The following is a 26,081-nucleotide window of genomic DNA, read 5'->3' as shown; positions in this document are numbered from 1 at the left end:
AACGTCTTTATATGTAGACGCTTAAGAAAACCCTCACTTTTTTAGAAGACAACGCTCTTGAAATCGGCAAATGAAGTGCTTTATTGTCTTATGTATTTTTGTGAAAAAATAAACCTGAGCGCTTTGTTTTTACTCAAAAAAATGTAAAGCAATAAATAAATTTTTAAAAAAATAGCTATTTTATTTAATTCATTGTAACGTAATGATTTGTATGTTTTTCTTAAAGATGGAACACACAATAGAACTACAGTCAGAATCATTTTAGTGGTCATTTGAAATATGAGGAATGTGAGTGAGATCAGTACGTATTAATCTAATTCAGGCTGTTGGATTGATTGCCTTATTGACGTTGACCGCCTGTAACGGTGATTATTGGGCAATGGAGAAAGACGAGCCCAAATATCCATGTAAAGTTCTTGGTGCCTGTGATGCTACCATCATGAAGCTTGCTAAAAAACTAAATAGAAAAGGGGTTAAAGTAATTACTATTGGTCAGGATTATATGATCAGCATTCCTGCGAGCTATTTGTTTGAATCCGAAACACCACATCTAAAATGGAAGTCTTATCCATTATTAAATGAAGTTGCCGCATTTCTAATACAATTTCGTAAAATTGCCATTAATGTAGCCAGTTACAGTAATAAATATGTATCGCCAAGAAGAGAGCATGCATTGACTTTAGCCAGATCGCGAGTCGTTAGTGAATACCTATGGTCTCAAGGAGTAGATAGCCGTTTTATCTTTACACAAGGATTAGGTAGTGATAAACCTATTATTGGATACACTAAAGGCGGTGATAATTCAATAAATGCGCGAGTAGAAATTACTTTCAGAAGAGCTGTGGCATAGGGGAAAGAATGAGTCGTGAAGCATGGGAAGTAATAAAAAGCAGTAAGAATTTCTATGTTAACTCATACAGACGCGGGCTGATTGCGTTAATTATTTCTCTGTTACTGAATTGCATTTTTGGATTATTAATCGCCTATATTCATTTAACAGAGCCTGAGCGTGATTTTTATGCAACAAGTGGGGTAGCACCTCCTATTAAGTTGACGCCTCTTTCGGCTCCGAATTATTCATCGAACGCATTGCTTCCTCCTGATCCACCTGCAGAGAATGAGGAAGATAAATTGATACCACAATAAGCAATAAATAGAGGATATTATGGCTGAAGACGCCTTGACAGTAGTTGCACTAAGAAATAAATTTTATAAAGACAGTCAACGTAAAGTAATACTTGCGTTGTTAATTGCTCTTATTGTCAATATAATCCTAGCTGCCCTATTAGTGTATATGATTACCCATCCCCCAGCGCCTAAATATTTTGCAACCAGTATTAATGGCCGGATCACACCTCTATTTCCTTTAAATGAGCCAAATCAATCAGATTCTGCAGTATTACAATGGGCAAATCAGGCTGCTATTGCTGCATTCACTTATAATTTCGTCAACTATAGAGATGAATTGCAGGCTTCCTCTGGGTTTTTTACCCCCGAAGGTTGGGATCAATTTCTAAGTGCGTTACAACAATCAAATAACCTGGATGCGGTGAAGGCTAAAAAGCTGATTGTTTCTGCTGTAGCAACGCGAGCTCCCATTATCTTGCAAAAAGGCGTATTGAACGGAAGTTTTTCATGGCGAGTACAAATGCCTATATTAGTAACATACCAGAGCGCCAGCGAATTTACTCAGCAAAATAATGTGGTTACTATGTTAATTACCCGTGTTTCTACTTTAAATTCGCCTAGGGGAATAGGTATATCGCAATTTGTTGTAGGACCTGCCGCAGGTGGAGTGTCTTAATGAAAAAGCTGAACTGGTTTTTAAAGTTTTGTTTGACGTGTGGAATAGTTTATTGGATTCCTGTTTCTTCTTACGCCCAGGAATCCGATAGTGCCCAACAAGCCTTACAACAGTTACGCTTACTGCAACAACGTTTATCACAAAACCAACCAGCAGGACAAAATCAGCCACCAGGGCAAAATCCAGCCCCCGTTCCTGGTCAAGCTCAAACTCCTCCACCAGCCCAAAATCAAGGGCAAAATATTCCTATTCCTCTTGCAAATAATATTTATAAACAACCTACTCCAGCGCCAGCTCAAACTCCTCCACCAGGAGCAGCACCTAATCCTAATGCGCCAATAACCCAAAATGATGAAGAGATCATTGACAATAAAGCATTTAAAGATATGACAAGAAACATCTATCCATTGAGTACAGAGCAAATTGTTCAATTAAGACAAATAAGTGAAACTATGGAATATGCTAAGGCTTCGCCCGCTGGCACCCCACCAAAGCCCACAGCGACTTCTCAATTTGTGAATTTGTCCCCTGGCTCGACTCCGCCTGTCATTCGTTTGGCACAGGGATTTGTTTCTTCATTGGTTTTTCTTGATTCATCCGGAGCACCATGGCCGATTGCCGCTTATGATTTAGGGGATCCGAACTCATTTAATATTCAATGGGATAAAACAAGCAATACAATAATGATTCAAGCAATGAAATTATACAATTATGGTAATTTGGCTGTCCGTTTGAGAGGGTTAAATACCCCGGTAATGCTGACGCTGATACCCGGACAAAAAGCAGTAGATTACCGAGTTGATTTGCGTGTTCAAGGTTTTGGACCAAATGCGAAAACCATGCCTCTAGAAACAGGCATCCCACCCTCAGCGAGTGAATTGCTTCTTCATGTTTTAGATGGTGTGCCTCCTCCTGGAAGCAAACGATTAAATATTACTGGAGGAGATGCGCGTGCATGGTTAGCTAATGACAGAATGTATGTTAGAACCAATCTTACAATATTGTCACCGGGCTGGTTGGCAAGTATGACCAGCGCAGATGGGACGCATGCTTATGAAATGCAAAAGTCACCGGTGTTATTAGTTTCCTGGCATGGGAAGGTCATGCAGCTTAAGGTAGAAGGGTTATAAATGGCTGGCAGAAAAGAAAATATAAAGTCACTTTTTTCCAATACTCGGACACGAGTTATTATCATTTTTACAATAGTACTGATAGTGATTGCTATAGTAATAGGCTATATAAAATTAAGATCGATTAATACTGGGCCTTCAGCAGTTGCAACTGTTGGGCATACTCCAGGTACTATCCAATCTATTCCAGGTGTTCTTAACCCAACGGCTCAATATGCTAAATTACAGGAAGAACAAAATATTAGCCAGGCACAAAAAGCAGAGCAAACCGGTGGAAGCGCTATTCCAACAATTATCAGAACCCAAGCATTGGGTGAGGGCGTTGGGGTCATTGGTTCTCAAGGCGGGCAAACAGGAGTAGGTTTTGCAACATTAGCACGCGAGAATGAAGAGGGAGCACAAAAAAGCCTTTGGCTGCAAACATTACAAAACGCAGGTTGCTCCAAGACCGCTGTGAGTCAGGTTGTTAGCCAAGGGGCACAATTATCTGATTTAAAGGGAGCATGTAGCTGCGCGCAATTAAAAGATAATGGTTATACTTTAAGGGAGCTCGATCAAGTTTGCCCCTGTAAAGAATTAAAAGCTGCAGGATTTAATGCAAGGCAACTTAAAGATGCAGGATATACAGCCACAAGACTAAGGGAGTGTGGTTTTAATGCTTGTGAATTACGTAATGCAGGCTTTACTGCCCAGGAGATGAAAGACGCTGGTTTTTCTGATGATGAATTGAAAGGAGCTGGCTATACTCCAGAGGAGATAGCTCGAGCTAGTGGTTTACCAGCTGGAATAACTGCTGCAGATGTATTAAAAGCTGGATGTAATGTCGATGCGCTGGTTAAATTACGTAAAGCAGGAGTTTCTGCTTCTGCAATTCGACGGATAAGTGGATGCAGTGCAGAACAATTAAAAGCGGCTGGTTTTACTGCTAAGGAATTGCGTGATGCAGGATTTAGTGCAGCAGATTTAAAAAGAGCTGGTTTTACTCCTGAAGAATTAAGGGCAGCGGGTTTTACTGCCAGAGATTTATTAAATGCCGGATTCACACCAGATGATCTTGCTAAGGCAGGTTATTCTGCCGCGGATATAAGAGCAGCCGAGAATGAATTGCCGCCGGGTATTACTCCTGATGATGTAAAGAAAGCGGGTTGTGATGTTGATGTATTAAAAAAAGAAAAAGCAGCAGGGGTGAGCGCAGCTTTAATTAAAAGATATGCGGGGTGTAGCGCCCAAGCGTTAAAAGCCGCTGGCTTTACTGATGCAGATTTAGCAAATGCCGGTTTCACACCTCAGGAAATCAAAGCTGCAACTCCGTTGACGGATGAACAAATCAAAGCGGCAGGTTGTTCCCCAGATAATCTGAAAAAACTCTTCGCAGCGGGCGTTTCTGCAAAACGGATTAAAGAGTTAAATGGATGCAGTGCTGAAGCGTTAAAAAATGCAGGGTATGATGTTAAATCGTTACTTGATGCGGGATTTACCCCAGCACAGTTGCTTGCTGCTGGATTTACTCCCAAGGATTTGCAAAATGCGGGATTAAGCCCGGCAGATATCATTGCGAGCGGACGTGTTGCAGATTGCAGTGTTGAGTCATTGAAGAAAGCACGAGCTGCGGGAGTTAGCGCACTGACGATTAAGAAAACACTTGGATGTTCTGCAAAGGCGCTAAAGGATGCCGGTTATACAGCTAAAGAGCTTAAAGATGCCGGTTTTACAGCTGCAGAGCTCAAAGCGGCGGGTTTTAGTGCTAGAGATTTAAAAAATGCTGGTTTTAGTGCTAAAGAGTTAAAAGATGCTGGCTTTAGCGCCAAAGACTTAAAAGACGCTGGCTTTAGTGCCAAGGACTTAAAAGATGCCGGCTTTAGTGCTAAGGATTTAAAAGATGCAGGCTTTACAGCTGCGCAACTAAAAGCAGCAGGCTTTAGCGCTAAAGATTTAAAAGATGCTGGTTTTAGTGCTAAAGACTTAAAAGATGCTGGTTTTAGTGCTAAAGAGTTAAAAGATGCTGGTTTTAGTGCTAAAGACTTAAAAGACGCTGGCTTTAATGCAAAAGAATTAAAAGATGCAGGATTTAGTGCCAAAGACCTAAAAGATGCAGGATTTACAGCTGCAGAGATGAAGGCGGCGGGTTTTAGTGCCAAAGAATTGGCTGATGCAGGCTTTAGTGCAGCTGATTTAAGAAATGCTGGATACAGCCCAGCAGAATTGCAGAACATTCAGACTGCTTCTGAAGGCTCACAAGTTGCAGGCTTGGGCGCACCAAATATTCAGCAAGGTGCATTTAACATTGGTGGAGTTCCCACACTAGGCCAAGGCCCAGGAGGAGCTGCAGTAACACTTCCAGGCTCTGCTGCGAGTAATCAACAGTTGCAAGCCATTATCAACAAACAAAACCAGCAGCAAGCTGAACAAAAATACCAACAAAAAATTCAGCAAAAAACTTCTGATATGCTAACGGCTGCGAACCAATTAATTGCAGATTGGAAAAATGTACCTACACAGAGTTATACCGCAGGAAATAAGGAAGATGAGAAAGTGGTAGCTGCGGGAGCTGCTGGAGGGCCAGGTGCTGTTCAGGCTTCAACGACTACTGTATCTACGACGCAAGTGAATATGATTAAAACAGGCGACGTACTTTTCGCTGTAATTGATACCTCAGTGAATAGTGATGAGCCAGGCCCTATTCTTGCGAGTATCGTTTCGGGAAGACTTAAGGGTGCCAAGCTCATTGGTAGTTTTAATTTACCGTCGAATGCCAATAAAATGATTATTACATTTAATACGATGTCAATTCCAGGCGCGCCAAAAACAATCCCGATCTCTGCTTATGCAATTGATCCAAATACTGCAAGAACCGCCCTTTCCAGTAAAACAAATAACCATTATTTACTGAGATACGGTTCATTGTTTGCTTCCTCGTTTTTAGAGGGCTTTGGTAATGCATTCCAGTCTGCTAATACTACGGTTACCATTGGAGGTACAGGTGGGGGCAATAACGTAACCATTGCAAATGGTGTTGGTCGTTCTACACTAGAAAATGCTGTGATTGGTTTGGCTACTGTTGGTAAGACATGGGGACAGCAAGCACAAGTATTATTTAATACACCTACAACTGTTGAGGTCTATGCAGGAACTCCTGTGGGGGTTTTATTTACTCAGGATGTAAAATCTATTTAATTTGATGGTAGGTAAAAATGGCAGATAATGATCAAAATGATGAGTATAAATTCGCTGAGTTAGATTCTCTTGAGAACGAACCGCTTGAGAGTTCAGAGTTTGATTCAACAAGTTCTCCCTCTGCAGGATCAGGGGGGAGGGAGCCCCCAAAAAATATCAAACGTAATGCGTTAATTGCGGTAGGTATAATTATTTTTGCGATGTTGATGTATAAATTTATCGGCGGGATGTTCTCTAAATCTACTCCCACTCCTAAAGAGACAGAGACTCCTGCTCCTATAGCGGAAATAACGCCGCAGCCGAAGGAAGCTGAGATTCCACCTGCGCCAATTCAGCAACAACCGGAAGTTCAACAACCAGTCCAACAACCAGTAGTCCAACAGACACCTCCTCCAATGGTTCAAGAGAGTGCAGCGTTACAACAGAAAGTAGCGTCTATTGAGTCGAGCCAACAAACCGTTCAATCCGAGGTGAGCTCAATGAACCAGCAAGTAAGCAACATCAATAATAATGTAAACGCATTAAATGCACAAATTACAAAACTAAATCAGGTAATTAGCGATTTGAATAATCAGGTTGTGAAGCAATCAGAAGTAATTAATGTACTAATAGAGCGGACAAAACCTAAACCTGTTAAGCGAGTAATACACATTAAACCAGCATCTTCGCAAATAATTTACTATATAAATGCAGTAATTCCTGGTCGGGCTTGGCTAATTGGCACAAATGGTTCTACACTTACAGTAAGAGAAGGATCAAAAATCGCAGGATATGGGGTAGTTAAGCTTATTGACTCTATGCAGGGTCGGGTTTTAACGAGCTCAGGGCGAGTAATTAGATTTAGTCAAGAAGATAGTTGAGGTGTTTGTATGGCTGATACATGTACGGGCGGAACAGTTGCTTGCTGGATATCGGGTCAGGTTAATATACTAACTAATGTCGCAAATTCGTTGATTCCTGTAGAACGTATGATTACAGGAGGCGCGTATCTAATCGGCTGTGCATTTTTATTCAAAGCAGTCTATAGTTTAAAGACATATGGTGAAGCCCGGACTATGATGTCAAGTAATACGAGTATGAAAGAACCAATTGTATATTTGTTAGTTGGCGCCATATTTATTTATTTTCCATCGGCGTTTTCATCATTAATGGTAAGTACCTTTGGTTATCAAAATGTCCTCCAGTATGCTCCAGTAAGCAGTAGTAATGCGACACTTGATACTTTATTTGGTACTGGAAGCGTGGTGGGGAGGCCTTTGACAATTATTATTCAGGTCATTGGTTTGATTGCCTTCGTAAGAGGATGGGTGTTGATTGCGCGTTCTGCTTCACAAGGACAACCACCAGGAGGAACGGGAAAAGGCTTAATGCATGTTTTTGGAGGAATATTGGCAATCAACATTGTAGGTACAATTGAGATGATTAATAATACTTTATATGGGACATCGTGAGACAAGGCAGGGCACGATTTTGATTTTAGTTAATTTTTTGTAATTTAATTGGGGAGAAAAAGGTGAAGAGTAAAGTCATTAGTAAATCTAGTTACAAATATTGGTTAAGCAGTTTTATTTGTTTAAGTTTGTTGGCTTTGGTAAGTCAAGATGCTGCCGCAGGTGGGATATCCGTCGGAACGATGGCATCAACGATTACCTCGTCATTTACAAATTTGACAAAATTAATAACTGCGGGTTCTTACCTGGCCGGATTGGGTTTCTCAATTGGTGCTATTATGAAATTTAAACAGCACAAAGATAACCCGACCCAAATTCCAATAGGTACACCAATTGCTTTAGTTTTTATCGCTGCGGCCTTATTGTTCCTACCTTCTATTTTAGGAGTAACCGGGGTTACAATGTTCGGGGGCAGTGGTGGTACAACTGCTGGACCTACAGGAACAGTTTATACAAGTGGCAGCTAATAGCATAGTAGTTGCTCTTATAATAAAAATGGTAAGATTCATTTCTGATCCTCTCCCTGCTAAAGGGTAGAGGATCTTTTAATAGGTATTAAATAAATAATTGCCAATAAAGTTTATTGTAAATGTGAGCCCAGAAGATGGCAGTTAATCAACAACAACACAAATTGAAATTAATGGCTACGCCGGGATCATGGCGTTTATATTCTGCCAGGAAGGTTGACGAACGATTTAAAGCGTTTGAGCAAAAAGTATTTCAAAGAGATAGATATACTTGCAGGTTTTGTGGATTTCAAGCGCGCTTATTTCAAGAGGTAATTAATCTCGATAATAATTACGCCAATAATAAATTGGATAACTTAGCAACCTCTTGTTGTTTTTGTGCACAGTGCTTTTTTATTGAGTCCGTTGGTGTTGGTGGTTATGGTGGAGGAACATTGATTTATCTTCCAGAGCTAACTCAACCTGAATTAAATAGCATATGTCACGTATTATTTTGTGCAATCACGAACGATACTGGATATAAATCCAGTGCACAAAATATTTATCGAGCATTCAAGTTTCGCTCACAACTTGTGGAGGAAAAATTTGGAGAGGGAACCAGTGACCCTGCAATATTTGGTCAGCTAATGATCGATGCAGGTGTAAATGACGAAGAGAGAAGAGCTCAATTGTTTAAAGATATACTTCTATTGCCTTCGCGGGCCAAATTTCGTAAACAAATTGAAAAATGGGCTGCTAGCGCATTAGAAGAAATTTCAAGTTAGCTATTAGTTAAATGTGAGGAAAGGAATGGCGCATTGGTCAGAATCATTTTTTGAAGGAATAGATACCTTCTTTGCCTGGCTAAGTACTTCGCTCAAGCAAACAACAGAATCTTATATTGATTTGGAATCAGCAGATAGTCCAACAGTATTGGTTAATCATGATGGTTCCCTGGTATCTATTTTGAAAATTGAAGGGGTATCAGCCCTTGTTGGAAGTTTAGAATTCGACAATTTGGTTGCTGGTATCACCAATTCATTTCAAGGAGCTATGGGACGTCCAGGGCATGCCTTACAGGTTTACTTTAGCCATGATAAACAAAATATAAGGAAATTGATCCAAGATACTTATGAGCCAGCTACAGCAACTGCAAGACGGCTGGAACTTAATTTAACGGACTTGTTTGAGGAACGAGTCAATTATATGGCACAGTATTGCGCAGAAGAGCGTGTCTATTTTGTGCTCATTACCCGACCATTCAATTTGCCCTCTGATCAGTTAAAGGCAGCAAGTAAAGCTAAAATGAAAATGATCAAAGATATGAAGGCTCCTCCTTTTAAAAACAGCCAGACTATCTATGCAGCAATTCCAGAGTTACGTGATACCCATGATGCGTATGTTCGTTCCGTTTTGAATGATTTAGATTCGCTTCATGTTTTTGCTAAATTACTGGAAGTTCATGATGCAATACATGCCATTCGCATGACTGCCGATCCTGATTATACAGCAGATGATTGGCGGCCAAGTTTACCTGGAGATAAGGTTACAGTTCGCGAAATTAATAGTTTTGAAGGTGATGCTTCTGATTTATTATGGCCTCCATTAGCAAAACAAGTATTTCCTCGTGATGCAGAAGTATTGGATTTACGTACGGTTAGGGTTGGAGATAAGATTTATTCATCAACTTACATCGATTTATTTCCCAAAGATATAAGACCCTTTATTCAGTTATTTACGCGTATATTGCCCGCACATATTCCTTGGAGAATATCTTTTTTAATTGAAAGTGAAGGACTGTCAACTATTAAGCTTAAAGGACTTCTCGCAGCGATTCTAACTTTTAGCTCAGCACAAAATCGATTGATCAGTGATTCGGTGAATTTATTAAAATACATTCAGCTTAATACCGATGAAGCAATCGTTCGCTTGCGAGTTGTTGCCACAACTTGGGCGCCTGAAGACCGATTGGCGTTATTACGTCAAAGAAGTTCTGAATTAGTAAAAGCAATTGAAGGTTGGGGATCAACCGATGTTTCGGAAATTTGTGGCGATCCTTTTGGTGGTTTTGTTTCTAGTATGTTAGGCGCTACCCTTAACAGCGTAGCAGTTCCTACAGTTGCTCCACTAAGCTCAATAGTTTCGATATTGCCTATTACACGTCCTGCATCACCTTGGACAAAAGGAGCACTACTCTTTAGGACACCTGATGGTAAACCTTGGCCTTTTCAGCCAGGATCTACAGAACAAACGACGTGGATTGATTTGGTTTATGCGCGTCCAGGTTCTGGTAAATCAGTTTTATCCAATGCGATTAACTTAGCTTTATGCTTATCGGGTGGGTTATTACGATTACCGCGTATTGCGATTATTGATATTGGGCCTTCAAGTAGTGGTCTTATCTCATTATTAAAAGAAGCGCTTCCAGCATCAAAACGCCATCTGGTTGCTTATCACCGTTTACGAATGACTCCTGAGTATTCAATCAATCCTTTTGATACACAATTAGGATGCCGCTATCCCACGGCATTAGAGCGTGCGTTTTTAGTTAACTTTATTACATTGCTAACTACCCCCCTTGGAGCAGAAAGACCCTATGATGGTATGCCGGATTTGGCAGGTATGGTAGTAGATGAACTATATAAAAGTTTGGCTGATGAGTTTAATCCCGCACCTTACTCCCCTGGAGTGGAGGAGTTTCTTGACAGTATTTTAGAGGAAATTGGGTTTGTTCGTGATTCAAAATCAACCTGGTGGGAGGTAACAGACTCGCTTTATTCTGCAGGTTTTGTGCATGAAGCGATGCTTGCTCAACGTTATGCAATGCCTTTATTAGCTGATGCTGCATCAATTTGCCGTACTCCTTCTATTGAAGACTTATACGAAAGAATAACGGCACCAACAGGTGAATCATTAATTAATGCGTTTTCACGAATGATCTCTGCTGCAGTTCGTGAATATCCTATTTTATCTCGTGTGAGTAGTTTTGATATTGGTGATGCGCGTGTGGTGTCGCTTGACCTTGATGAGGTAGCGAAAAGCGGCGGGGACGCTGCAGACAGACAGACTGCGGTTATGTACATGCTGGCTCGTTATGTATTGGCAAGGCACTATTATTTAACTGAAGAGAGCTTAAACAATATACCGGAACAATACAAAGAATATCATCAAGAAAGAGTGCGAGAAATTCGAGAAGATCACAAACGTATTGTTTATGATGAGTTTCACCGTACTTCAAAATCTGCTGCGGTGCGTGAGCAAGTTATTATCGATATGCGTGAAGGCCGTAAGTGGAAAGTACAAATTGCTTTATTATCACAATCAGTTGATGACTTTGATGCTGTAATGATCGATTTTGCTACTGCAATTTACATTATGGATGCAGGACCTTCACAGGCGATCGAAAAAACTACTTCGATATTTGGACTTACCGATACTGCAAAAGCTGCTTTACGCACTCGGGTACATGGTCCAAGGCAAGGGGGTGGTACTTTCCTGGCACAATACGCTACTAAAGCTGGAGTGAATGTGCAGTTGCTTACCTTGACTTTAGGACCGGTTGAACTATGGGCTTTCAGTACTACAGCTGAAGATGCTACAGTGAGAAACCACTTGTATCGCCATCTTGGTCCCGGGGAAGCAAGGCGCCTTTTGGCAGCATTATTTCCTAATGGTTCAGTTGCTAAGGAACTAGAAACTCGCTTGAATAGTATGAAAGAAAAGGTTGGTTTGATTGAAGATGAGATGAAAGAAAGTATTGTTGAACAATTAATTAACGAAATTCTTGATGCTTATTCAAAAAATCCTGATGTTAAGAGTCTACCCGCTAAATTAACGTAAGTTTGACATAAAAAGTATAAATTATTTTATACTTTTTATGTCGCGCAACAAACATTATCCCGTAAAAATGTGACGCATTTTATATGGCTATTCTAGACAGCTTAGTTTGCTATAAGAAAATAATGCTATTTTCTTATAGCAAATTCATGTTAAATCCACTTAATACTCCCTTAAGAGTACTCCCATATAATCGGCCTTGTTCTGAATCAGGAATAGATTTGAACGTATCAAATTCATTTCCTGAAAAGAATAAATACAACGGAATATTTATTTAGAATGAGGTCTATATGAAAAAAATAATTGCCATTTTGTTTTCATCATTAATGATAATCAATATAAGTTTTGCCTTTGGTAACACAGAAATTCCTGATGAGATGTACATCAAAGAACATTGGATCAGTTTAACAACGAGCTATGATATTGAAACAAAAACACGAAAACTGGGCACTTTATATAGAAAATTTCTAAGTCTCTTATTGACCTATGAGTTTTTTGATCCATTCGATAATAAATTGGCATATGCACGGTCAAAATTTTTTTCTCTGACTGCTCATTTTGATGTTTATGATAATTATGAAAATTTTATTGGATCGGCTGATGAAAAATTATTTGCCTTTTTCCCTACGTTTGATATTTATGGGCAAGATGGTTACACCAAATTAGCTAAGGCGAGTATGAATTTTTGGGGTACAACTTTCACAATTTATGATCCTGTAACAGATAAAGAAATGGCAACTTTGTATCGGCCATTTTTTAGGCTGAAAAATGATTGGACTTTTAATATTACCAATCGAGCCTTATTCAATCAAAAAGAAATTGATTCTCGCGTGTTAATGACTGTAATTGCATTCCAGGGAGATAGAGAATATTGGGAAAGTAATAATCAAAATTACCTAAGAGCGATTACGAAAAAGTCTACCCAAGCGAATGAAGTAACGTCTGAACAGATAAATGAGCTTTTGGAAAAAATTACCACAGTCAGCAAACAAGAGGGGTTAGAAAATATAGGAAATCCTGCCCCCAAAATAATGGATGCTATTGCGAGCGAGCTAGAAGAAAGTTACAAAAAATTGCATGCTCCTGATGAATCAACACAAACAAGTAAAGAAAAACTTGCTGCGTTTAGCGAATATTGTTTGAGTTTGGCACAATCAAATGCTCTTACCCATAAGAAAAGGAAAGCAATTCTTTTCTTACTTAAGACACGTTTGGAAGGTGCAGTAAATTTAATTTAACAGTATGTCCGCAGTTAAATGAGTATTTTCAACCGTAGCTTGGAAGAGATGATATTTCTTCACTCCAAGCTACAATTTTGTAATAGACCACGTGGGGATCGCTTCCATTATTTGGATGTATTGAGCGAAACCCGGGTTCCGCTGTGCTGCTACAATGGAACATAACTGGTTTTTGTAGTGACCTGTGACACAGTTTTTCATCAGCGTATTACGCCTTTGCTTTGTAATAAAAAAATCATTTATTTTCTGCAGAATACCTTGTTTTTGTGATTGGATTATTTTTGAATATAATGCTAAGAAGGTCTAAGAGGTAGCGTTACAATTACCTTTAACCCGCCTTGCAAATTATTCGTCAATGTAATATCGCCTTGATGCATTTGAATAATTTCTCTGGCAATTGTTAATCCGAGTCCTGTACCTCCTGTACTACGCGAGCGTGAGTTTTCGCCACGATAAAAAGGTAAGAAAACGTGTTCTAGATCCGCTTCTGCTAATCCTGGGCCTTGATCCGTAATAGTAATTTCCACCTTATTTTGTAGGCAAATTAGATGAATCATTGCTTTATAGCCATAATGCACCGCATTATTGATCAGATTATTAAAAGCACGTTTAAGTAAATTTACTGTACCATAACACACCAGTTTTGGGCTTTCACTTGTAAAACTAACATCATAATTCAATTCAATAGCATCATCCTTTAATGATGAAAGCAGGGCTACCAAATCAAAAAGTTGAGGCTTTTCTTCAACATTCACATCTCTAAAATAATCCAGCGTTTCTCGGATCATAAGCTCCATCTCATTAATGTCGGTCATTATTTTGCTGTAATTGGGATCATCCTCTAAATATTCAGCACGTAATTTTAAACGAGTTAAGGGGGTACGTAGATCATGCGAAATCGCGGTGACCACTCGAGTGCGATTTGCTAAAAGTTTATTTACTTTTTCCTGCAGATCATTAATTTTTTTAAAAATAGTTTTTTGATCTTGATTTCCTGTTATAGGGATAGGCAACCAATTGTCTTGATGTTCACTATAATGAAGACTTTGGATTAATGTATGTATTGGTTGATTTAGTGATCTAACAGCCCAATAATTAATGAAAAGCAAAGCGCCTATTAAGATAAGAAACAAACTGACTATTGAGTTTGCTTGCCGTGGGAAAAAAGAAATCACTTTAATATTTAACCAATTATTTTCCTTTAGAAATACCGAAAATTCCAATTTTTTATTTTGTTTCATTAAATTAAAAAGCACAGGGGCTTTTAAGGTTAACAACGCATTCTTATTGTATAAGGGTTGCGGAGATAAGGTTATTTCTGCCCAAGAAATACTTTGATTTCTAAGGATTAAAGGCCACATCGCTTGAGGGTTTTTTTGTAACAATAGAACAAGATGGGTCAATGAGCGCACTGCTTTGGGAGGAAGTGGTGAACGAATGTTTTCATAATAATATTTTCCCAATTGCATCAGTGAGAAAATGATTAATAGATTGCCTAGTATGAGTCCCACCAGTGTTTTTTTTGCCGTTTTGGTTAATTGACTCATACCAAATCAACCTTAGTTTTGAATTGATACCCGCCTCCACGAATTGTTAACAATAACCGAGGATTACGTGGATCAAGCTCAATTTTTTTACGCAAACGGCCGATGAGGACATCAATTGTTCTATCTTGTGAATCACAGTCTTTCTCATATAACAAATCCATTAATTGATCACGACTCAAAATACGTCCAGGATGCTCCAAAAAAATGACCAACAGTTCGTATTCTCGTTGGCTTAATGGGATAGCGACAGATTCCTCGTCAATTAAAGAATGGGTATTGCGATCGAGAATCCAATTATCGAAATGTATTTGTTGTAATGGAGTGAGTTTTTTACGATCATGCTCTAATTCGCCCTGAGTCCGTCGTAATTGTGCTTTTACTCTTGCCAGTAATTCACGAGAACTGAAGGGTTTGGAAATGTAATCATCAGCTCCTAATTCCAAGCCGGCAACTCGATCAGCAATGCTGTTTGCTGCGCTGAGCATAATAATAGGCATACTGTGAGTTTGACGAATCATTTGGCATAAGTTTAATCCATCAATTCCTGGAAGCATAATATCTAAGATGATTAAATCAAAATTATTTTCTCTTAATAATTGCTTGATGTTTAAACCATTCAAGGTCCAGGTGGTTCGAAAACCATTTTTAATCAGGTAATCATTAATCAAGTGCGTAATTTCTTGATCATCATCAATAATCAATATATGACTTTTTCTTGGGCTCATGAATCACCTGGTAAAATAATGTACGCAGGCAACATTATAACAGTAAACCTCTCTATGTTGAGCATTGTAACAGAGCTGTTACAATAAACACTGCATTTGTCATATTCCTATTACATTGTCTCATTACACTTACCAATAGACCTCTTTCGAAACTCTATTACAGAGAAGACCTGCTTCGTCGATACGGTGCTCGAATCCTCATGTACTGAATGTACACTCCGGTTCTGCGCTTTGTGTCTCCTCGCATTTCTCTTGCTGCAGCGAGTGTCGAAAGAGGTCTAATGAAACCTAATACCCAATAGGAGAGTAAAATGAACATTAAACGGTTTTTATTAATTAGTAGCTTGGCCTTGAGCGCCTCAATTGCTACAGCACAACCATCAGCATCCAGTGCGACGGTGGTTTCTGTAAATCAAACAGGACATTATCGTCAGCATGTTGGTAAATTGCTAACCCCAGAACAACGTTCCGAATTAGCTAAAATCAAGAAAAATCTGCATGCACAAATGGCTCCATTAATTAAAGAAAAACGCGCACTCAGTATGCAAATACGAGGTAAATTAGCAACTCCTAATGCAAAATGGAGTGATATATCCAGATTAGTGGAAAAGAGAAATAGTGTTAATGCAAAAATAAGTACTTTATGGGCTCAAACTCAATTTAAAACCTACCAAAAACTGGGTGTTTTATTGCCTATTCGCCATGGTCATCATTGTGGTTTTCAAAATAAAAATTCTGTCAAAAAATCATAAAGAGCGTTTGACGGTTTCGCGTCTTTTGCGAAACCGTTTAATTTTTTAATTCAATGACTACAACTTTTATCGGATGTTTGCCCATGTTTTCATCTGTGTGTAATTCATTAGGGAGATCTTTAGAGAGATAATATGCTTTATCTTTTTCTAATTTTAGGAAATGCTCTGCTCCTTTATTATTAACCACTTTTATTAATCCGTTATCTAAAGCAACAATCACTCTATTGTGTTCATGTCGATGCATTTTTAAAATGTGATCTTTATTTGGGTAGATTACCGTTGTCCAGACAGAGACCTTTTCATTGGATAGTTGGGGAATACGAACAGTTTTTTTTGCATCTGCATAAGAATTCATTGATATCAAAAATGGAAGAATGTAAAGAATCAAAGTGATGTATTTCCGCATAATGTTCTCCAAAATTTTTTAGGAGCACTATAATACATGACGTACTTCATTTAAAATAATGTTAAAATTTTATTTTTGTTTTGCTCCTACTGTTTTCAATTTTTTTGATTATTATAGCGTCTCTAAGTTTCCCTCCCTTTCTCTCTCGCGAGCTTAAAGGTATGGGGATAATTAACTCAAGCCTCTAATGCTGGTAAGCATCATCATCACATTTTTTAATAACAATCTGCTTAATCAATTCTGTTAATAAAATATAATTCTGTGTTTTATGAGAGGTCGTGCGCCAGGCTGCGCCAATTTCCCTATAAGCGTGATTCGTTTTTAAAGGAAGTGAGACTAAATCAGTTCCTGTAAGAATGCCGCTGTTAATCGCAAGATCAGGTAAAAAAGTAATTCCAGGTTGATGGCTGACCATTTGGATTAGCGTATGTAAGCTGGTAGCAAAAAAATGATTGATTTTTTTGCTTTCTTTTAATTGACATGCTTGCAATGCATGACCTGTCAAACAGTGTTCTTTTTCAAGAAGAAAAATACTGTTTTCAGGGAGTTTATTGATTTCTTGGTCAAATCCTTTATGTGACCATGTTTGAGGTAAGACCAGTTTAAAATAATCTTTGCACAATATTTGTGTTTGAAAGTCTTGGGTTGGATAAGGAAGCGCTAAAATGACAAGGTCAAGTTTGCCTTCACTTAAATAGTTCAAAACGTTTTCTGTAGTGTCTTCTCTGATGAATAAGGTGAGTTCTGGATAGAGTTGCTGACACAGATCTTGTAGTTCACTTAAAATAAAAGGAGCAATGGTAGGAATGACCCCAAGATAAAATTTACCCTGCATTACTTTTCCTTGGCTTTGTGCGTAATCCACTAAGTCATTGCTTTGTTCAATAATTAGTCGACTGCGACGAACAATTTCTTCACCTAAAGGTGTAAATAAAAACGTTTTATGATCGCGTTCAAGCAGTTGTGCTTCCAAGGTTTCCTCAAGACTTGTAATTGCTGCACTTAAAGTCGATTGACTAATAAAGCATGCTGCAGCAGCACGACCAAAATGTTGATGATCATATAGTGAAATTAAGTAATGCAGCTGTTTCAGACTGGTTAATCTGCTCATCGATTTTTCCGATTAAAGTTATCTATTTTATTCATTTTAAATAATTATACACCATAACTATAATTTAATTGAACTAAATGAACTGAGGAGAAATTTATGCTAACTGTTGGTCAAAAAATTCCAGAATTTTCTATTGTTGCAGCAAAACCTGGTTTTAATAATCATGAAGAAAATGGTGAGAGTGCTTTTGAAGTGATTACTGAAAAAAGTTTTCCAGGGAAATGGAAAGTACTTTTTTTCTACCCAAAAGATTTTACTTTCGTATGTCCAACAGAAATTGTGGAATTTGCAAAATTAAATGGTGAATTTAACGATAGAGATGCAGTAGTACTGGGAGGAAGCACAGATAATGAATTCGTCAAACTCGCTTGGCGAAGAGAACACAAAGATTTAAATAAATTAAATCAATACAGTTTTGCTGATGTTCATGGGAAATTAACTAATGGGTTTGGCATTCGAGATGAGGAAAGTGGGTGTGCTTTAAGGGCAACTTTTATTATTGACCCAAATAATGTGATTCAACATGTGAGTGTCAATTCGCTAAATGTTGGTCGTAATCCTCAAGAAATATTACGTATTTTGGATGCTCTGCAAACCGATGAATTATGTCCTTGTAACCGTCCTATTGGGGGTCAAACATTATAATCTGAACAATAATTCAGAAGTTCTTATAAACATGGGAGCTTCTGGAAAGGAGCGTTATATGTCTATAGAACAGTTGAAACAAGAGATACCTGATTTTGCTAAAGATATTCGGCTTAATGTCAGTAATCTATTTGGCAATATGGCACAATCCGGTTTAACAGAAACCCAATTTTATGGAGTTGCATTAGCTGTAGCCTACACATTGAAAGACAGGCGTATTATTGATGCCATTAAAGCAGATGGAGCACTCTATATCACTGCTGAATTGGATCATGCAGTCCAAACAGCCGCCGCTTTGATGGCAATGAATAATATATATTATCGTGCAATACATTTGGCAGAAAATAAGGAACTTGCATCTCTTCCTGCTAATTTGCGTATGAATGGTATGATAAATCCTGGGGTCCCCAAAGCTGACTTTGAGTTATTTGCTTTGGCAGTATCTGCAATCAATGGCTGTGGTATGTGTATCCACTCACACGTTAAACAGTTATTGGAGCATGAGTTAAATAAAATTGCAGTTCAATCTGTACTTAGAATTGCAGCAGTTTTAAATGCATGCTCTTTTGCTCTATCTCAAAATGAATTATAAGCAAGTTTGCTCTGGGAAGTTTTCCCAGGGCTATAAAACCAAAGTTTTTATAAAAACAATCTCCAGAGACAGAACTTCTTTCACAAAGCATTGCTTGCTTAAGCTTCAAATCAATAACTTTGGAGATAGGACTAGATAGTTCACGACTCCAATGCGCTCACTCAAAGACATGTAACTCAGATTAATTATGCATCTTGCCAATCTTCAGGCTCTAAAGGAATAATGAGCCATAGCAGAAGGTATGCGATAAGTGCTGTGCCTCCAATGAGGAAGAAAATTACAAAAATAATTCTCATCCATACAGGGTCGACACCAAAGTAAACTCCTAGGCCACCGCATACACCAGCAATTTTTCGATCTTTACGGGAGCGCCATAATTTTTTATAGGGTTGATTCATAATTTGCCTTTTAAATAAACGTACGTAACTTATCCGGTTACGCGCAGGTTAACCATTTTTTCCTCTCCACAAGACGCGCAATCAGCATACTGCTCACGCTGTTGCATGTTACATTAAGCATAGTCGCAAGAGGATCAATAATAATACTAATTGCAGCTATTGCTATTAACACTGAAGGAGGAAATCCATATACATTAAGTATAAGTAATTCCCCGAGCATTCCTCCACTAGGAATTGCTCCCATTACTGTGCCGACCAATAAAGAGACGCCTAGAGCAGTAAGCAGTACGCCCAGACTTGAAAAATTTAAGTGAAAGATTCCGAATAAAAAAGCAATCTTGAAAACGCCGCCTATTACAGAACCATCTTTATGAATGATGGTACCCAAAGGAATTACTGTTTCATAAATTTCCGGGGGGACTCGCATTTTTTTTGCTGCAATTAAATTAGCAGGAAGACTGGCGGCACTACTGCACGTGGCGATTGATGTCACTACAGGGAGAAAGATGCTGTTCCAAAATAATTTTATACCTTGGATTCTTCCAGCTAAATAGGCGAATAGTGTGAAAGCAACAAAAAAATAAATGATTCCAAATGTATAATAAAGAATAGCAATCCGGAGGTAATTTGCCATCAATTGAGGGCCTAAGTCATGAACCAAAACAGCAAAATAGGCAAAAAAACCGAATGGCGCATAATACATAATTAAAGTAAAAACACGCATAAAAATTTCTTCGCCTGCTTTTAAAAAATCAATAAATGTTTTCCCTTTTTCATTGGTATTCGCTGCCGCTAAACCTACTAAGATAGAAAAGATAATGAGTGCCAAAATATGTTGATGCGAAAGAAGTTTGCTAAACTCAGGAACAGTAAAAATACCCGCAATTTGATCGAAAAAACTCAAGGCAGTGTTTTTTTCTGGGACGCTGAGTGGTAAGGCAACGCCTTGAGCAGGGGGAAACAGGCTGACAATAAAAAGAGAACAAACTGCTGCTATGATTCCGGTAAATAAAAATACTAGTGTCATATAAAAAGCGATCTTACCCAGTTTGCCCATCGAGCCGACCCGTGCTATAGCCGAAGAAACGCTAAAAAAAATCAAAGGAACAATTGCCGTAAAAATTAGGTTAAGAAAAATTTCCCCAAAAGGTTTTAAGTAGGAAGTAATTGGTCCAAAAAAGTAGCCAGTGAGACCTCCTAGCAAAATGGCGGTAATTAAAATAAATGAAAAAAGATAGGATCCAAAAGTCTTTTGGGTGTTCATTAACCGATGTATCCTTAGAAATTTTTAGGAACTCTTGTTATTGTATCTCGTTGCCTAGGTGACACGCTATATATTGGTGAATGTTTATGGTTATTTAGATGTAGTTCAATTTTTAGCTGTACGAGATAATGAGACGATACACCAAGCTGAAAAAATGGTGATTTAGATGTGGTCTTAGCTCGTGCAGCCCCTTCTTCTGTGGGTAAAAGAGTCATTCTAGCAAAATGGAAATTTTAATTTTATATTTTCAATTTTGTCATTAAATTCAGTAAGATATAATTATTTTTGCGTATAAAATGCAATAATTGAATCAATAGTTCTCACCGTGTATAATCGACTCCACATTGACACTGTAACCCACTTGCGAGGACCCATTATGCCTTCAGCTAATCCTGTTGTTTACAATTACGCGGATCTCTTTTCCTGGCAAGCAGAATTAATTCCACTCGAGCTGCAGATAACTGAAAATTCACAATTCATTAAAGAGCAGAGGCAATATCTCCAATCCTTCCAAAGACAATTAGACTCCTTAAATTTAAGTATTTCCTTAATAGAACAGCAGACTGATATGAATCTGGGCATACCTTCAAATGCCATCTATCCAAGGGTTGATTTTTATGGCAGTTCGATGCAGGTTTTAAATACCTACCAATTGCAATTCAAATTAGACAGTTTACTCAAGGAGCGTGATGCGCTCAAAAGACGTATGGCGCCTTATGAACGTGCAATTAACGAAGCTCAAGCGAGTTTGCATGAATTGCGCTCTCGTCGAATTTGGTTAAACGAGCATATTCCTGCTGCTCAATTATTTTTACAAACCTTACAAGAAAATCCTTTGGCCTCAGTGCAGGCTTTGAGCAATAAAATTTGGGATGCACTGATTCATTATGAAGATACTCATTTGACCGGTCTTTCTCCTCAGGTGCGTATAGGTTTGCTCGCTGTTCGCTATTTGAATCAACTGACTTTCTATCCCGGAGGATATGATCCTGATTATACAAACCAAATCCATCGAGCGAATTACCTTCGTTTGTGTGGTTTTTTATGGGATATGTATCTTAAGGTAAAACAAGAAAATAAGGATGCTGCGTTTGAGAAGGTTTTAGCAAGTCTTATTGAAGGCACTCATGTTGCTCAGTATGGTGATTTGCCATATCCAATGCAAACGAATTATACTGCGGAAGCGTGGTTTGCAAGTAATATACAAAGCATGCCCGGATATTTTGCAATTCAAGAGTACCATTTACCTAATGTAGAAGAACAAATTCTTAATAATGGATTTGCTTTTATTACTCAGAATACGCCTATTCGGCCTACTGCACTGCAAAAACACATAATCAATGCAGTCAATTTAATTGATGCAGAAGTAAAAATGAAAAAGCAAAAAAGCGAGGAAATTGATTATCATTTTTATGGACGCACGGTTCTTATTTTGAATGATGTTTTCGTTAATCCTGCAGATAAGCACGCTGCAAAGCGTTTAGGAGAGATTGCTGAATATGCATCAGGAAACAGTTCTGTTGGCAAACAAGTTTTAGGTGGTCTTCTTATTGTGTTTGGGGCATTGCTCATTAGTGCCAGCGTCGTGAGTTTTATAACGACTTTTGGTTCGAGTTCCGTGCTCAGTGCTGGGGGTTTTGCTTTAGGTCTAAGTTTATTTGAAACAGAATTTGTTTTTGGCATTGCTTCTTCTCTAGCGGCTGCGGCTGGGATCGGATTAACATTTTTTGCAGGTCCTAAAGCAATGGAGTCAGGAGGACGTAAAGGTTTGTCTCAAGAGCTTATGGATATTAAAGAAGGCATTGAGAATTATGGCGAACCTCCAGCCTATAACGCTATGGTATTTAGTTACGCTTGATTTTTTTCCTCATTGCATCATCAACCCAGACTCTATAATCTAAGAGAAATGGCAGAAGTTTTTGCTTTTCGGCAAAGCTTCTTTTTCTCTTTATTTTCCTATGGGTAAATGATGATGAAGCATAAATATTTTTTTAGACATATGACCTCTACTGATGTACATAAAGAAAAAAATCAAGAATGCTGTATTCAAATTCCCTCTGCTAAAGATATAGAGCAAATGCATCACATGCCTGCGGGGGCCGATGAAGACCAATTGAAACGGCTAAAGCATATGGTGCGGGTGATTGAAGACTATCAATCTACAGATTCTTCATTACCTGTTGTTACCACAGATGTTGTGGCGTTACCTACGCACTGGAATCAATTATTTACCGCAATGAAGAAAGGCGATGCGGAAGCACCATTGACACTTTTTGCTCAATTTCCTGAAAATGATGAAATTCTTCGCGCGTTACTGGCAGTACATACACAAGAATACCTGCAGAAGCTCATTACTTATTGTATTCAAGCGCAACAAAAAGGATGGAAACAATTATCTCCGGATATTCTTATTACACCAGGAGCATTTGAGGTCTTGATTAAAGATATTGCAATGACTTTATTTCACTTTGGAAAAGTGCATTTTTCTTTTGGTTTGCCTTCACACCATGCGTTTAGTGATGAAGGAAGCGGCTTTTGCATTTTAAATAAATCAGCAATATTAATTAAATACTTGCAAAGTTTATCGAGTAAACCACTGAAGCATATTATTGTTGGGACGGATGTAAATCGAGACAATGGTTTATGCGATGTTTTATGGAATTCTGCCTCAGATATGGATATATGTCATGTAGACGTTTTTGACTCAAGGGTTTATCCCCAACAAGATGATGCGTTTATTACTGAGGCTTTCCAAAAGAGTGGAGAAGATATCGGACAAAAAATTCACATGTGGCAACGGGGAAATTTAGAATATTATGCAGTAGATTTGAGTCTTACTCTACGTAAACCCAGTTTAGTACATCCTGCTTTGGTTTTTGCGATAGAGAAAATTGAGGAGCAAATAGAACAGGCCAAAACAAATCATCAGAAAGTAGCTCTATTTTTACCCACAGGTTGGGATTCACATGAAGAAGAAACAGCTTATTGCGGAAAGTATGTTGATGGCGACCTAATGGGGATTGCTGAGGCACGAAAAACTCGTTTTAACTCAAAGGACTTAACCTATTTTTATGAAAGCATATTTAAACTCTATCAAGAAAATAAAGATTATATTGAAAAAATATATTGGGGATTAGAAGGGGGATATGATCGAAAAATGTATGAGCAACAAATTCAATTGTTAATGTCACTTATTTTAAAAGATATAGTCCATCAGGATACCAATCAAATGGTACCTGATAGCTCTAAAAAAATTTAGGAGATTTGTGGACAACTTTCGCAAGAAGTCTTCAGAGTGTGCTTCTTATTTAAGGTAAGTAATAAAAAGGATTGGGTAATTTAAATACCTTTTGAGCATACCCTCCCTTAAGATCACTGTACTGATCCCCTATAGATGCTACGATAGTATAGCCTTTTTCTGTAATCATTTTTCGTGTGCTTGATTTGAATGGAGTAATCGATTTAGCGGAGTAATTATTGGGACGCAAATACAGGCCTGACCATTCAGAATAACCTGCTTCTTGTAAATTTTTCTCTGTTGCTTTGCGTTCAGTTTCATTTCTTCCTGTAATAAAAAATACGTTAATCCCATGCTTGCGGGCATCATGATACAAGGCAAGCATAGGCTTAATTACTGGAGCATTAGCCGCCATTATGTCTTTGTGAAATTGCTTATGATTTCCACCAAAATCACGTTTAATCATATATTTATAATTTGATAAGCTGGTTTCATCAATATCTAATACCAGGGCTAATTTTTTAGGTGATTTTTCTTTTTGATTTATTTCGGCTTGTTGATGAATATATTTGTGTGCTTTTTTAATAACTTGCGTTAATTCTTTTTGGTAAAGGCCTGAATCATAATAATTTTTGAGTTCATTTTTAACTAAAGTCAGATTGGGTGGATCTGCAAAAATTGGAGTGGAAAAAAGAAACGCAGTACTAAGTAGTATTAGGGTGAGTGATTTATTGAGTAAACGCGTCATTAATCTATCCATTTTTTGTTAAATGGCAGAATTATATCTTTGTTCATTTGTTTGTCAAATGAGTCCCCATAGCGACTTTCCTATTTTGATGGGTTTGTAAACTTTATGATAGGAAGAAAGCTCATTTTAGTCTATACAAAATGTATTAATGAAACTTGTTTTGAATTTAAATATAACATTAGACGACATAAGAAATATTGGTCACCGTTAAATGACATTCCCCATCTCTAACCCGTAAGGTCACACAATCTCCCACTCTAGCTTTCAATAATGCTTTCGCCAAGGGTGAAACCCAGCTTATTTTTCCTGCATTAATATCTGCTTCATCCAGACCTACAATTTTGACAGAATGAGATTCACCATCCTCATTGATGTATTGGACAGTGGCGCCAAAAAATACTTGAGTAAGACCGACTTGAAGTTTCGGATCGACTATCTGCGCACTTTCCAATCGTTTCGTCAAATAGCGAATGCGTCTGTCAATTTCACGTAAACGTTTTTTTCCATAAATGTAATCCCCGTTTTCCGATCGATCACCGTTACCCGCTGCCCAACTTACTACTTTCACAATTTCAGGCCTTTCATTACTAACTAAATTGCGTAATTCAGTCTGCAGCATTGCAAAGCCAATAGGGGTCATATAATTTTTGATGCTTGGGACCTTTAAGTCTGGACGCTCTGGTTCGATATACTCATCATCTTCTTTAGTAAAAGCCTTACTCACCACAAACTCCTATTATAATAGTTGTTAATGCCATGTTACTTTAATTATATCAATCTTTAATACAGCTACGAATTCTACTGTATCTACCTCAGTCCAGACAAAAGCAATATGCTGCCCATACGCATTACATTTATTACGCATAATAAAGTTCTAAAGATTCGGTAAATACCTCTAGGGTCAGGTCTTGCTTTTTTTATGCAAAGCAAATTTAAATTTTAGCGAGAGTATGTGATAAAATAAACTAATTGCCTAATAACATATCATAATAATATGACGAATATCGTTATCCAACTTTTTGAGAATATAAAAGTTCTTGTTTTTAAAAAAGATAACATAACTTTTTATTATAATGGATTTAATGAATTACTGAATTTAATGGAAATGGCTATTGCTCTTGATAAAGATGACAATTGTGTTTTTACTTATGTAGTTGACCATGAAACCGAAGAAACCAATAAACTGAAGTACCACGAAGGAATTAATGCTGAGTATAGTGATGAAGGGCACTATCATTTTGAAAGAAAGGATAAAGGAAAAATATCTGTTAAGGATGTTGTCCAATTATTAGACTATTTAATTGAATATAATTTATTGAATAATAGAGATAAATCTATGGTGATGAAAATGTACCGAGATAAAAAAAGTACACAAAGAAAATTAAGTGTTTTCTCTCATGTAAGCGAAAAGGATTCGGTGAGCAGCTATGTAGAAAGAGATTTATCGTATAACCCAATGTAATTAGATTTTAAAAAGACAACAGATCATGTGCGCCTCTGGATCTGATTACGTCAATCAAATTTTCTTCACTTTCTTTTTCTCGATAATATTTTTAATCCCGTACTCAACTGGGA

At 37.9% G+C, this 26,081-nt stretch carries 25 protein-coding genes; 17 read left to right on the top strand and 8 right to left on the bottom strand.

Annotation, left to right across the window (positions count from 1 at the left end):
- The first annotated feature begins 292 nt into the window (after positions 1-292).
- The 11 genes from icmN (at position 293) to DY223_RS13600 (ending at position 13,080) form a co-directional block, all read left to right on the top strand.
- Entirely contained in the window at positions 293-850 is a 558-nt protein-coding gene (gene icmN / locus DY223_RS13650) for a type IVB secretion system protein IcmN/DotK (RefSeq protein ID WP_058458699.1), read from the top strand.
- Between the two features lie 8 nt (positions 851-858).
- On the top strand, positions 859-1,146 hold the full coding sequence (icmM, locus tag DY223_RS13645) for a type IVB secretion system protein IcmM/DotJ (RefSeq protein WP_058458698.1): 288 nt from the start codon (positions 859-861) through the stop codon (positions 1,144-1,146).
- Positions 1,147-1,165: 19 nt separating this feature from the next.
- A complete protein-coding gene (locus DY223_RS13640) occupies positions 1,166-1,804 on the top strand; it encodes a type IVB secretion system apparatus protein IcmL/DotI (protein WP_058458697.1) in 639 nt (212 codons plus the stop codon).
- Positions 1,804-2,934, top strand: a complete 1,131-nt coding sequence (locus DY223_RS13635) for a DotH/IcmK family type IV secretion protein (RefSeq protein WP_058458696.1) — start codon at positions 1,804-1,806, stop codon at positions 2,932-2,934. Before DY223_RS13640 ends, DY223_RS13635 begins: the two co-directional genes overlap by 1 nt.
- On the top strand, positions 2,935-6,108 hold the full coding sequence (gene dotG, locus DY223_RS13630; RefSeq protein ID WP_058458695.1) for a type IVB secretion system protein DotG/IcmE: 3,174 nt from the start codon (positions 2,935-2,937) through the stop codon (positions 6,106-6,108).
- Between the two features lie 17 nt (positions 6,109-6,125).
- Positions 6,126-6,968 carry a type IVB secretion system protein IcmG/DotF gene (gene icmG / locus DY223_RS13625; RefSeq protein WP_058458694.1) on the top strand — a complete coding sequence of 281 codons (843 nt, stop codon included), beginning with the start codon at positions 6,126-6,128 and terminating at the stop codon, positions 6,966-6,968.
- A gap of 9 nt (positions 6,969-6,977) precedes the next feature.
- Positions 6,978-7,559 carry a hypothetical protein gene (locus tag DY223_RS13620; protein ID WP_058458693.1) on the top strand — a complete coding sequence of 194 codons (582 nt, stop codon included), beginning with the start codon at positions 6,978-6,980 and terminating at the stop codon, positions 7,557-7,559.
- A gap of 62 nt (positions 7,560-7,621) precedes the next feature.
- A complete protein-coding gene (locus tag DY223_RS13615; RefSeq protein ID WP_058458692.1) occupies positions 7,622-8,026 on the top strand; it encodes a hypothetical protein in 405 nt (134 codons plus the stop codon).
- Between the two features lie 137 nt (positions 8,027-8,163).
- Positions 8,164-8,790 (top strand): type IVB secretion system protein IcmJDotN, encoded by a 627-nt coding sequence (gene icmJ, locus DY223_RS13610; protein WP_058458691.1) that lies wholly within the window; start codon positions 8,164-8,166, stop codon positions 8,788-8,790.
- A gap of 25 nt (positions 8,791-8,815) precedes the next feature.
- A complete protein-coding gene (locus DY223_RS13605; RefSeq protein ID WP_058458690.1) occupies positions 8,816-11,845 on the top strand; it encodes a type IV secretion protein IcmB in 3,030 nt (1,009 codons plus the stop codon).
- Between the two features lie 287 nt (positions 11,846-12,132).
- Entirely contained in the window at positions 12,133-13,080 is a 948-nt protein-coding gene (locus DY223_RS13600) for an LURP-one-related/scramblase family protein (RefSeq protein ID WP_058458689.1), read from the top strand.
- Between the two features lie 293 nt (positions 13,081-13,373).
- On the opposite strand, the gene DY223_RS13595 is transcribed toward DY223_RS13600, so the two are convergent.
- Together DY223_RS13595 and DY223_RS13590 are read right to left on the bottom strand one after the other, a co-directional pair.
- Positions 13,374-14,627 (bottom strand): sensor histidine kinase, encoded by a 1,254-nt coding sequence (locus DY223_RS13595; RefSeq protein ID WP_058458688.1) that lies wholly within the window; start codon positions 14,625-14,627, stop codon positions 13,374-13,376.
- Complete coding sequence (locus DY223_RS13590) at positions 14,624-15,352, bottom strand: response regulator transcription factor (RefSeq protein ID WP_058458687.1); 729 nt, start codon at positions 15,350-15,352, stop codon at positions 14,624-14,626. The genes DY223_RS13595 and DY223_RS13590 overlap by 4 nt, the downstream gene beginning before the upstream one ends.
- A 311-nt stretch (positions 15,353-15,663) precedes the next feature.
- Here DY223_RS13590 and DY223_RS13585 point away from each other — a divergent pair, with 311 nt between their 5' ends.
- Positions 15,664-16,104 (top strand): Spy/CpxP family protein refolding chaperone, encoded by a 441-nt coding sequence (locus DY223_RS13585; RefSeq protein WP_058458686.1) that lies wholly within the window; start codon positions 15,664-15,666, stop codon positions 16,102-16,104.
- Positions 16,105-16,141: 37 nt separating this feature from the next.
- On the opposite strand, the gene DY223_RS13580 is transcribed toward DY223_RS13585, so the two are convergent.
- Together DY223_RS13580 and DY223_RS13575 are read right to left on the bottom strand one after the other, a co-directional pair.
- Complete coding sequence (locus tag DY223_RS13580; protein ID WP_259293204.1) at positions 16,142-16,459, bottom strand: cupin domain-containing protein; 318 nt, start codon at positions 16,457-16,459, stop codon at positions 16,142-16,144.
- A 235-nt stretch (positions 16,460-16,694) separates the two neighbouring features.
- On the bottom strand, positions 16,695-17,621 hold the full coding sequence (locus tag DY223_RS13575) for a hydrogen peroxide-inducible genes activator (RefSeq protein WP_058458684.1): 927 nt from the start codon (positions 17,619-17,621) through the stop codon (positions 16,695-16,697).
- A 96-nt stretch (positions 17,622-17,717) separates the two neighbouring features.
- Here DY223_RS13575 and DY223_RS13570 point away from each other — a divergent pair, with 96 nt between their 5' ends.
- On the top strand, positions 17,718-18,266 hold the full coding sequence (locus tag DY223_RS13570) for a peroxiredoxin (protein ID WP_058458683.1): 549 nt from the start codon (positions 17,718-17,720) through the stop codon (positions 18,264-18,266).
- Positions 18,267-18,324: 58 nt separating this feature from the next.
- Entirely contained in the window at positions 18,325-18,858 is a 534-nt protein-coding gene (locus tag DY223_RS13565; protein WP_058458682.1) for a carboxymuconolactone decarboxylase family protein, read from the top strand.
- A gap of 185 nt (positions 18,859-19,043) precedes the next feature.
- Here DY223_RS13565 and DY223_RS13560 read toward each other — a convergent pair whose 3' ends face one another.
- Positions 19,044-19,256: a PspC domain-containing protein gene (locus DY223_RS13560; RefSeq protein WP_058458681.1), complete on the bottom strand. Its 213-nt coding sequence runs from the start codon at positions 19,254-19,256 to the stop codon at positions 19,044-19,046.
- A 37-nt stretch (positions 19,257-19,293) separates the two neighbouring features.
- Entirely contained in the window at positions 19,294-20,520 is a 1,227-nt protein-coding gene (locus DY223_RS13555) for a dicarboxylate/amino acid:cation symporter (protein WP_058458680.1), read from the bottom strand.
- 376 nt (positions 20,521-20,896) lie between these two features.
- Here DY223_RS13555 and DY223_RS13550 point away from each other — a divergent pair, with 376 nt between their 5' ends.
- Together DY223_RS13550 and DY223_RS13545 are read left to right on the top strand one after the other, a co-directional pair.
- On the top strand, positions 20,897-22,378 hold the full coding sequence (locus DY223_RS13550) for a hypothetical protein (RefSeq protein WP_058458679.1): 1,482 nt from the start codon (positions 20,897-20,899) through the stop codon (positions 22,376-22,378).
- Positions 22,379-22,489: 111 nt separating this feature from the next.
- On the top strand, positions 22,490-23,779 hold the full coding sequence (locus DY223_RS13545; protein WP_115684329.1) for an acetylpolyamine aminohydrolase: 1,290 nt from the start codon (positions 22,490-22,492) through the stop codon (positions 23,777-23,779).
- Between the two features lie 49 nt (positions 23,780-23,828).
- Here the strand turns inward: DY223_RS13545 and DY223_RS13540 are convergent, their stop codons facing one another.
- The gene (locus tag DY223_RS13540) at positions 23,829-24,506 is read right to left on the bottom strand and encodes an HAD family acid phosphatase (RefSeq protein ID WP_058458678.1); all 678 of its coding nucleotides are present in this window, start codon (positions 24,504-24,506) and stop codon (positions 23,829-23,831) included.
- A 178-nt stretch (positions 24,507-24,684) separates the two neighbouring features.
- Complete coding sequence (greB, locus tag DY223_RS13535; protein ID WP_058458677.1) at positions 24,685-25,230, bottom strand: transcription elongation factor GreB; 546 nt, start codon at positions 25,228-25,230, stop codon at positions 24,685-24,687.
- Positions 25,231-25,500: 270 nt separating this feature from the next.
- Here greB and DY223_RS13530 point away from each other — a divergent pair, with 270 nt between their 5' ends.
- Positions 25,501-25,968 carry a hypothetical protein gene (locus tag DY223_RS13530; protein ID WP_058458676.1) on the top strand — a complete coding sequence of 156 codons (468 nt, stop codon included), beginning with the start codon at positions 25,501-25,503 and terminating at the stop codon, positions 25,966-25,968.
- Positions 25,969-26,081: the final 113 nt, after the last annotated feature.

The organism is Legionella bozemanae (assembly GCF_900450575.1).
Taxonomy (GTDB): Bacteria; Pseudomonadota; Gammaproteobacteria; order Legionellales; family Legionellaceae; genus Legionella; species Legionella bozemanae.
Note: the sequence above shows the minus strand (reverse complement) of the source record. Positions and strands in the feature narration are given on the sequence as shown.

Bases quoted from the DNA above. Each gene is read 5' to 3' on its own strand.
- DY223_RS13555 (WP_058458680.1), bottom strand. From the start codon at position 20,520: ATGAACACCCAAAAGACTTTTGGATCCTATCTTTTTTCATTTATTTTA.
- DY223_RS13560 (WP_058458681.1), bottom strand. From the start codon at position 19,256: ATGAATCAACCCTATAAAAAATTATGGCGCTCCCGTAAAGATCGAAAA.
- DY223_RS13580 (WP_259293204.1), bottom strand. From the start codon at position 16,459: ATGAATTCTTATGCAGATGCAAAAAAAACTGTTCGTATTCCCCAACTA.
- DY223_RS13635 (WP_058458696.1), top strand. From the start codon at position 1,804: ATGAAAAAGCTGAACTGGTTTTTAAAGTTTTGTTTGACGTGTGGAATA.
- icmG (WP_058458694.1), top strand. From the start codon at position 6,126: ATGGCAGATAATGATCAAAATGATGAGTATAAATTCGCTGAGTTAGAT.
- DY223_RS13620 (WP_058458693.1), top strand. From the start codon at position 6,978: ATGGCTGATACATGTACGGGCGGAACAGTTGCTTGCTGGATATCGGGT.
- dotG (WP_058458695.1), top strand. From the start codon at position 2,935: ATGGCTGGCAGAAAAGAAAATATAAAGTCACTTTTTTCCAATACTCGG.
- icmJ (WP_058458691.1), top strand. From the start codon at position 8,164: ATGGCAGTTAATCAACAACAACACAAATTGAAATTAATGGCTACGCCG.
- DY223_RS13550 (WP_058458679.1), top strand. From the start codon at position 20,897: ATGCCTTCAGCTAATCCTGTTGTTTACAATTACGCGGATCTCTTTTCC.
- DY223_RS13540 (WP_058458678.1), bottom strand. From the start codon at position 24,506: ATGACGCGTTTACTCAATAAATCACTCACCCTAATACTACTTAGTACT.
- DY223_RS13565 (WP_058458682.1), top strand. From the start codon at position 18,325: ATGTCTATAGAACAGTTGAAACAAGAGATACCTGATTTTGCTAAAGAT.
- DY223_RS13530 (WP_058458676.1), top strand. From the start codon at position 25,501: ATGACGAATATCGTTATCCAACTTTTTGAGAATATAAAAGTTCTTGTT.
- DY223_RS13575 (WP_058458684.1), bottom strand. From the start codon at position 17,621: ATGAGCAGATTAACCAGTCTGAAACAGCTGCATTACTTAATTTCACTA.
- DY223_RS13605 (WP_058458690.1), top strand. From the start codon at position 8,816: ATGGCGCATTGGTCAGAATCATTTTTTGAAGGAATAGATACCTTCTTT.
- DY223_RS13590 (WP_058458687.1), bottom strand. From the start codon at position 15,352: ATGAGCCCAAGAAAAAGTCATATATTGATTATTGATGATGATCAAGAA.
- DY223_RS13570 (WP_058458683.1), top strand. From the start codon at position 17,718: ATGCTAACTGTTGGTCAAAAAATTCCAGAATTTTCTATTGTTGCAGCA.
- DY223_RS13595 (WP_058458688.1), bottom strand. From the start codon at position 14,627: ATGAGTCAATTAACCAAAACGGCAAAAAAAACACTGGTGGGACTCATA.
- DY223_RS13600 (WP_058458689.1), top strand. From the start codon at position 12,133: ATGAAAAAAATAATTGCCATTTTGTTTTCATCATTAATGATAATCAAT.
- icmM (WP_058458698.1), top strand. From the start codon at position 859: ATGAGTCGTGAAGCATGGGAAGTAATAAAAAGCAGTAAGAATTTCTAT.
- DY223_RS13640 (WP_058458697.1), top strand. From the start codon at position 1,166: ATGGCTGAAGACGCCTTGACAGTAGTTGCACTAAGAAATAAATTTTAT.
- DY223_RS13545 (WP_115684329.1), top strand. From the start codon at position 22,490: ATGATGAAGCATAAATATTTTTTTAGACATATGACCTCTACTGATGTA.
- DY223_RS13585 (WP_058458686.1), top strand. From the start codon at position 15,664: ATGAACATTAAACGGTTTTTATTAATTAGTAGCTTGGCCTTGAGCGCC.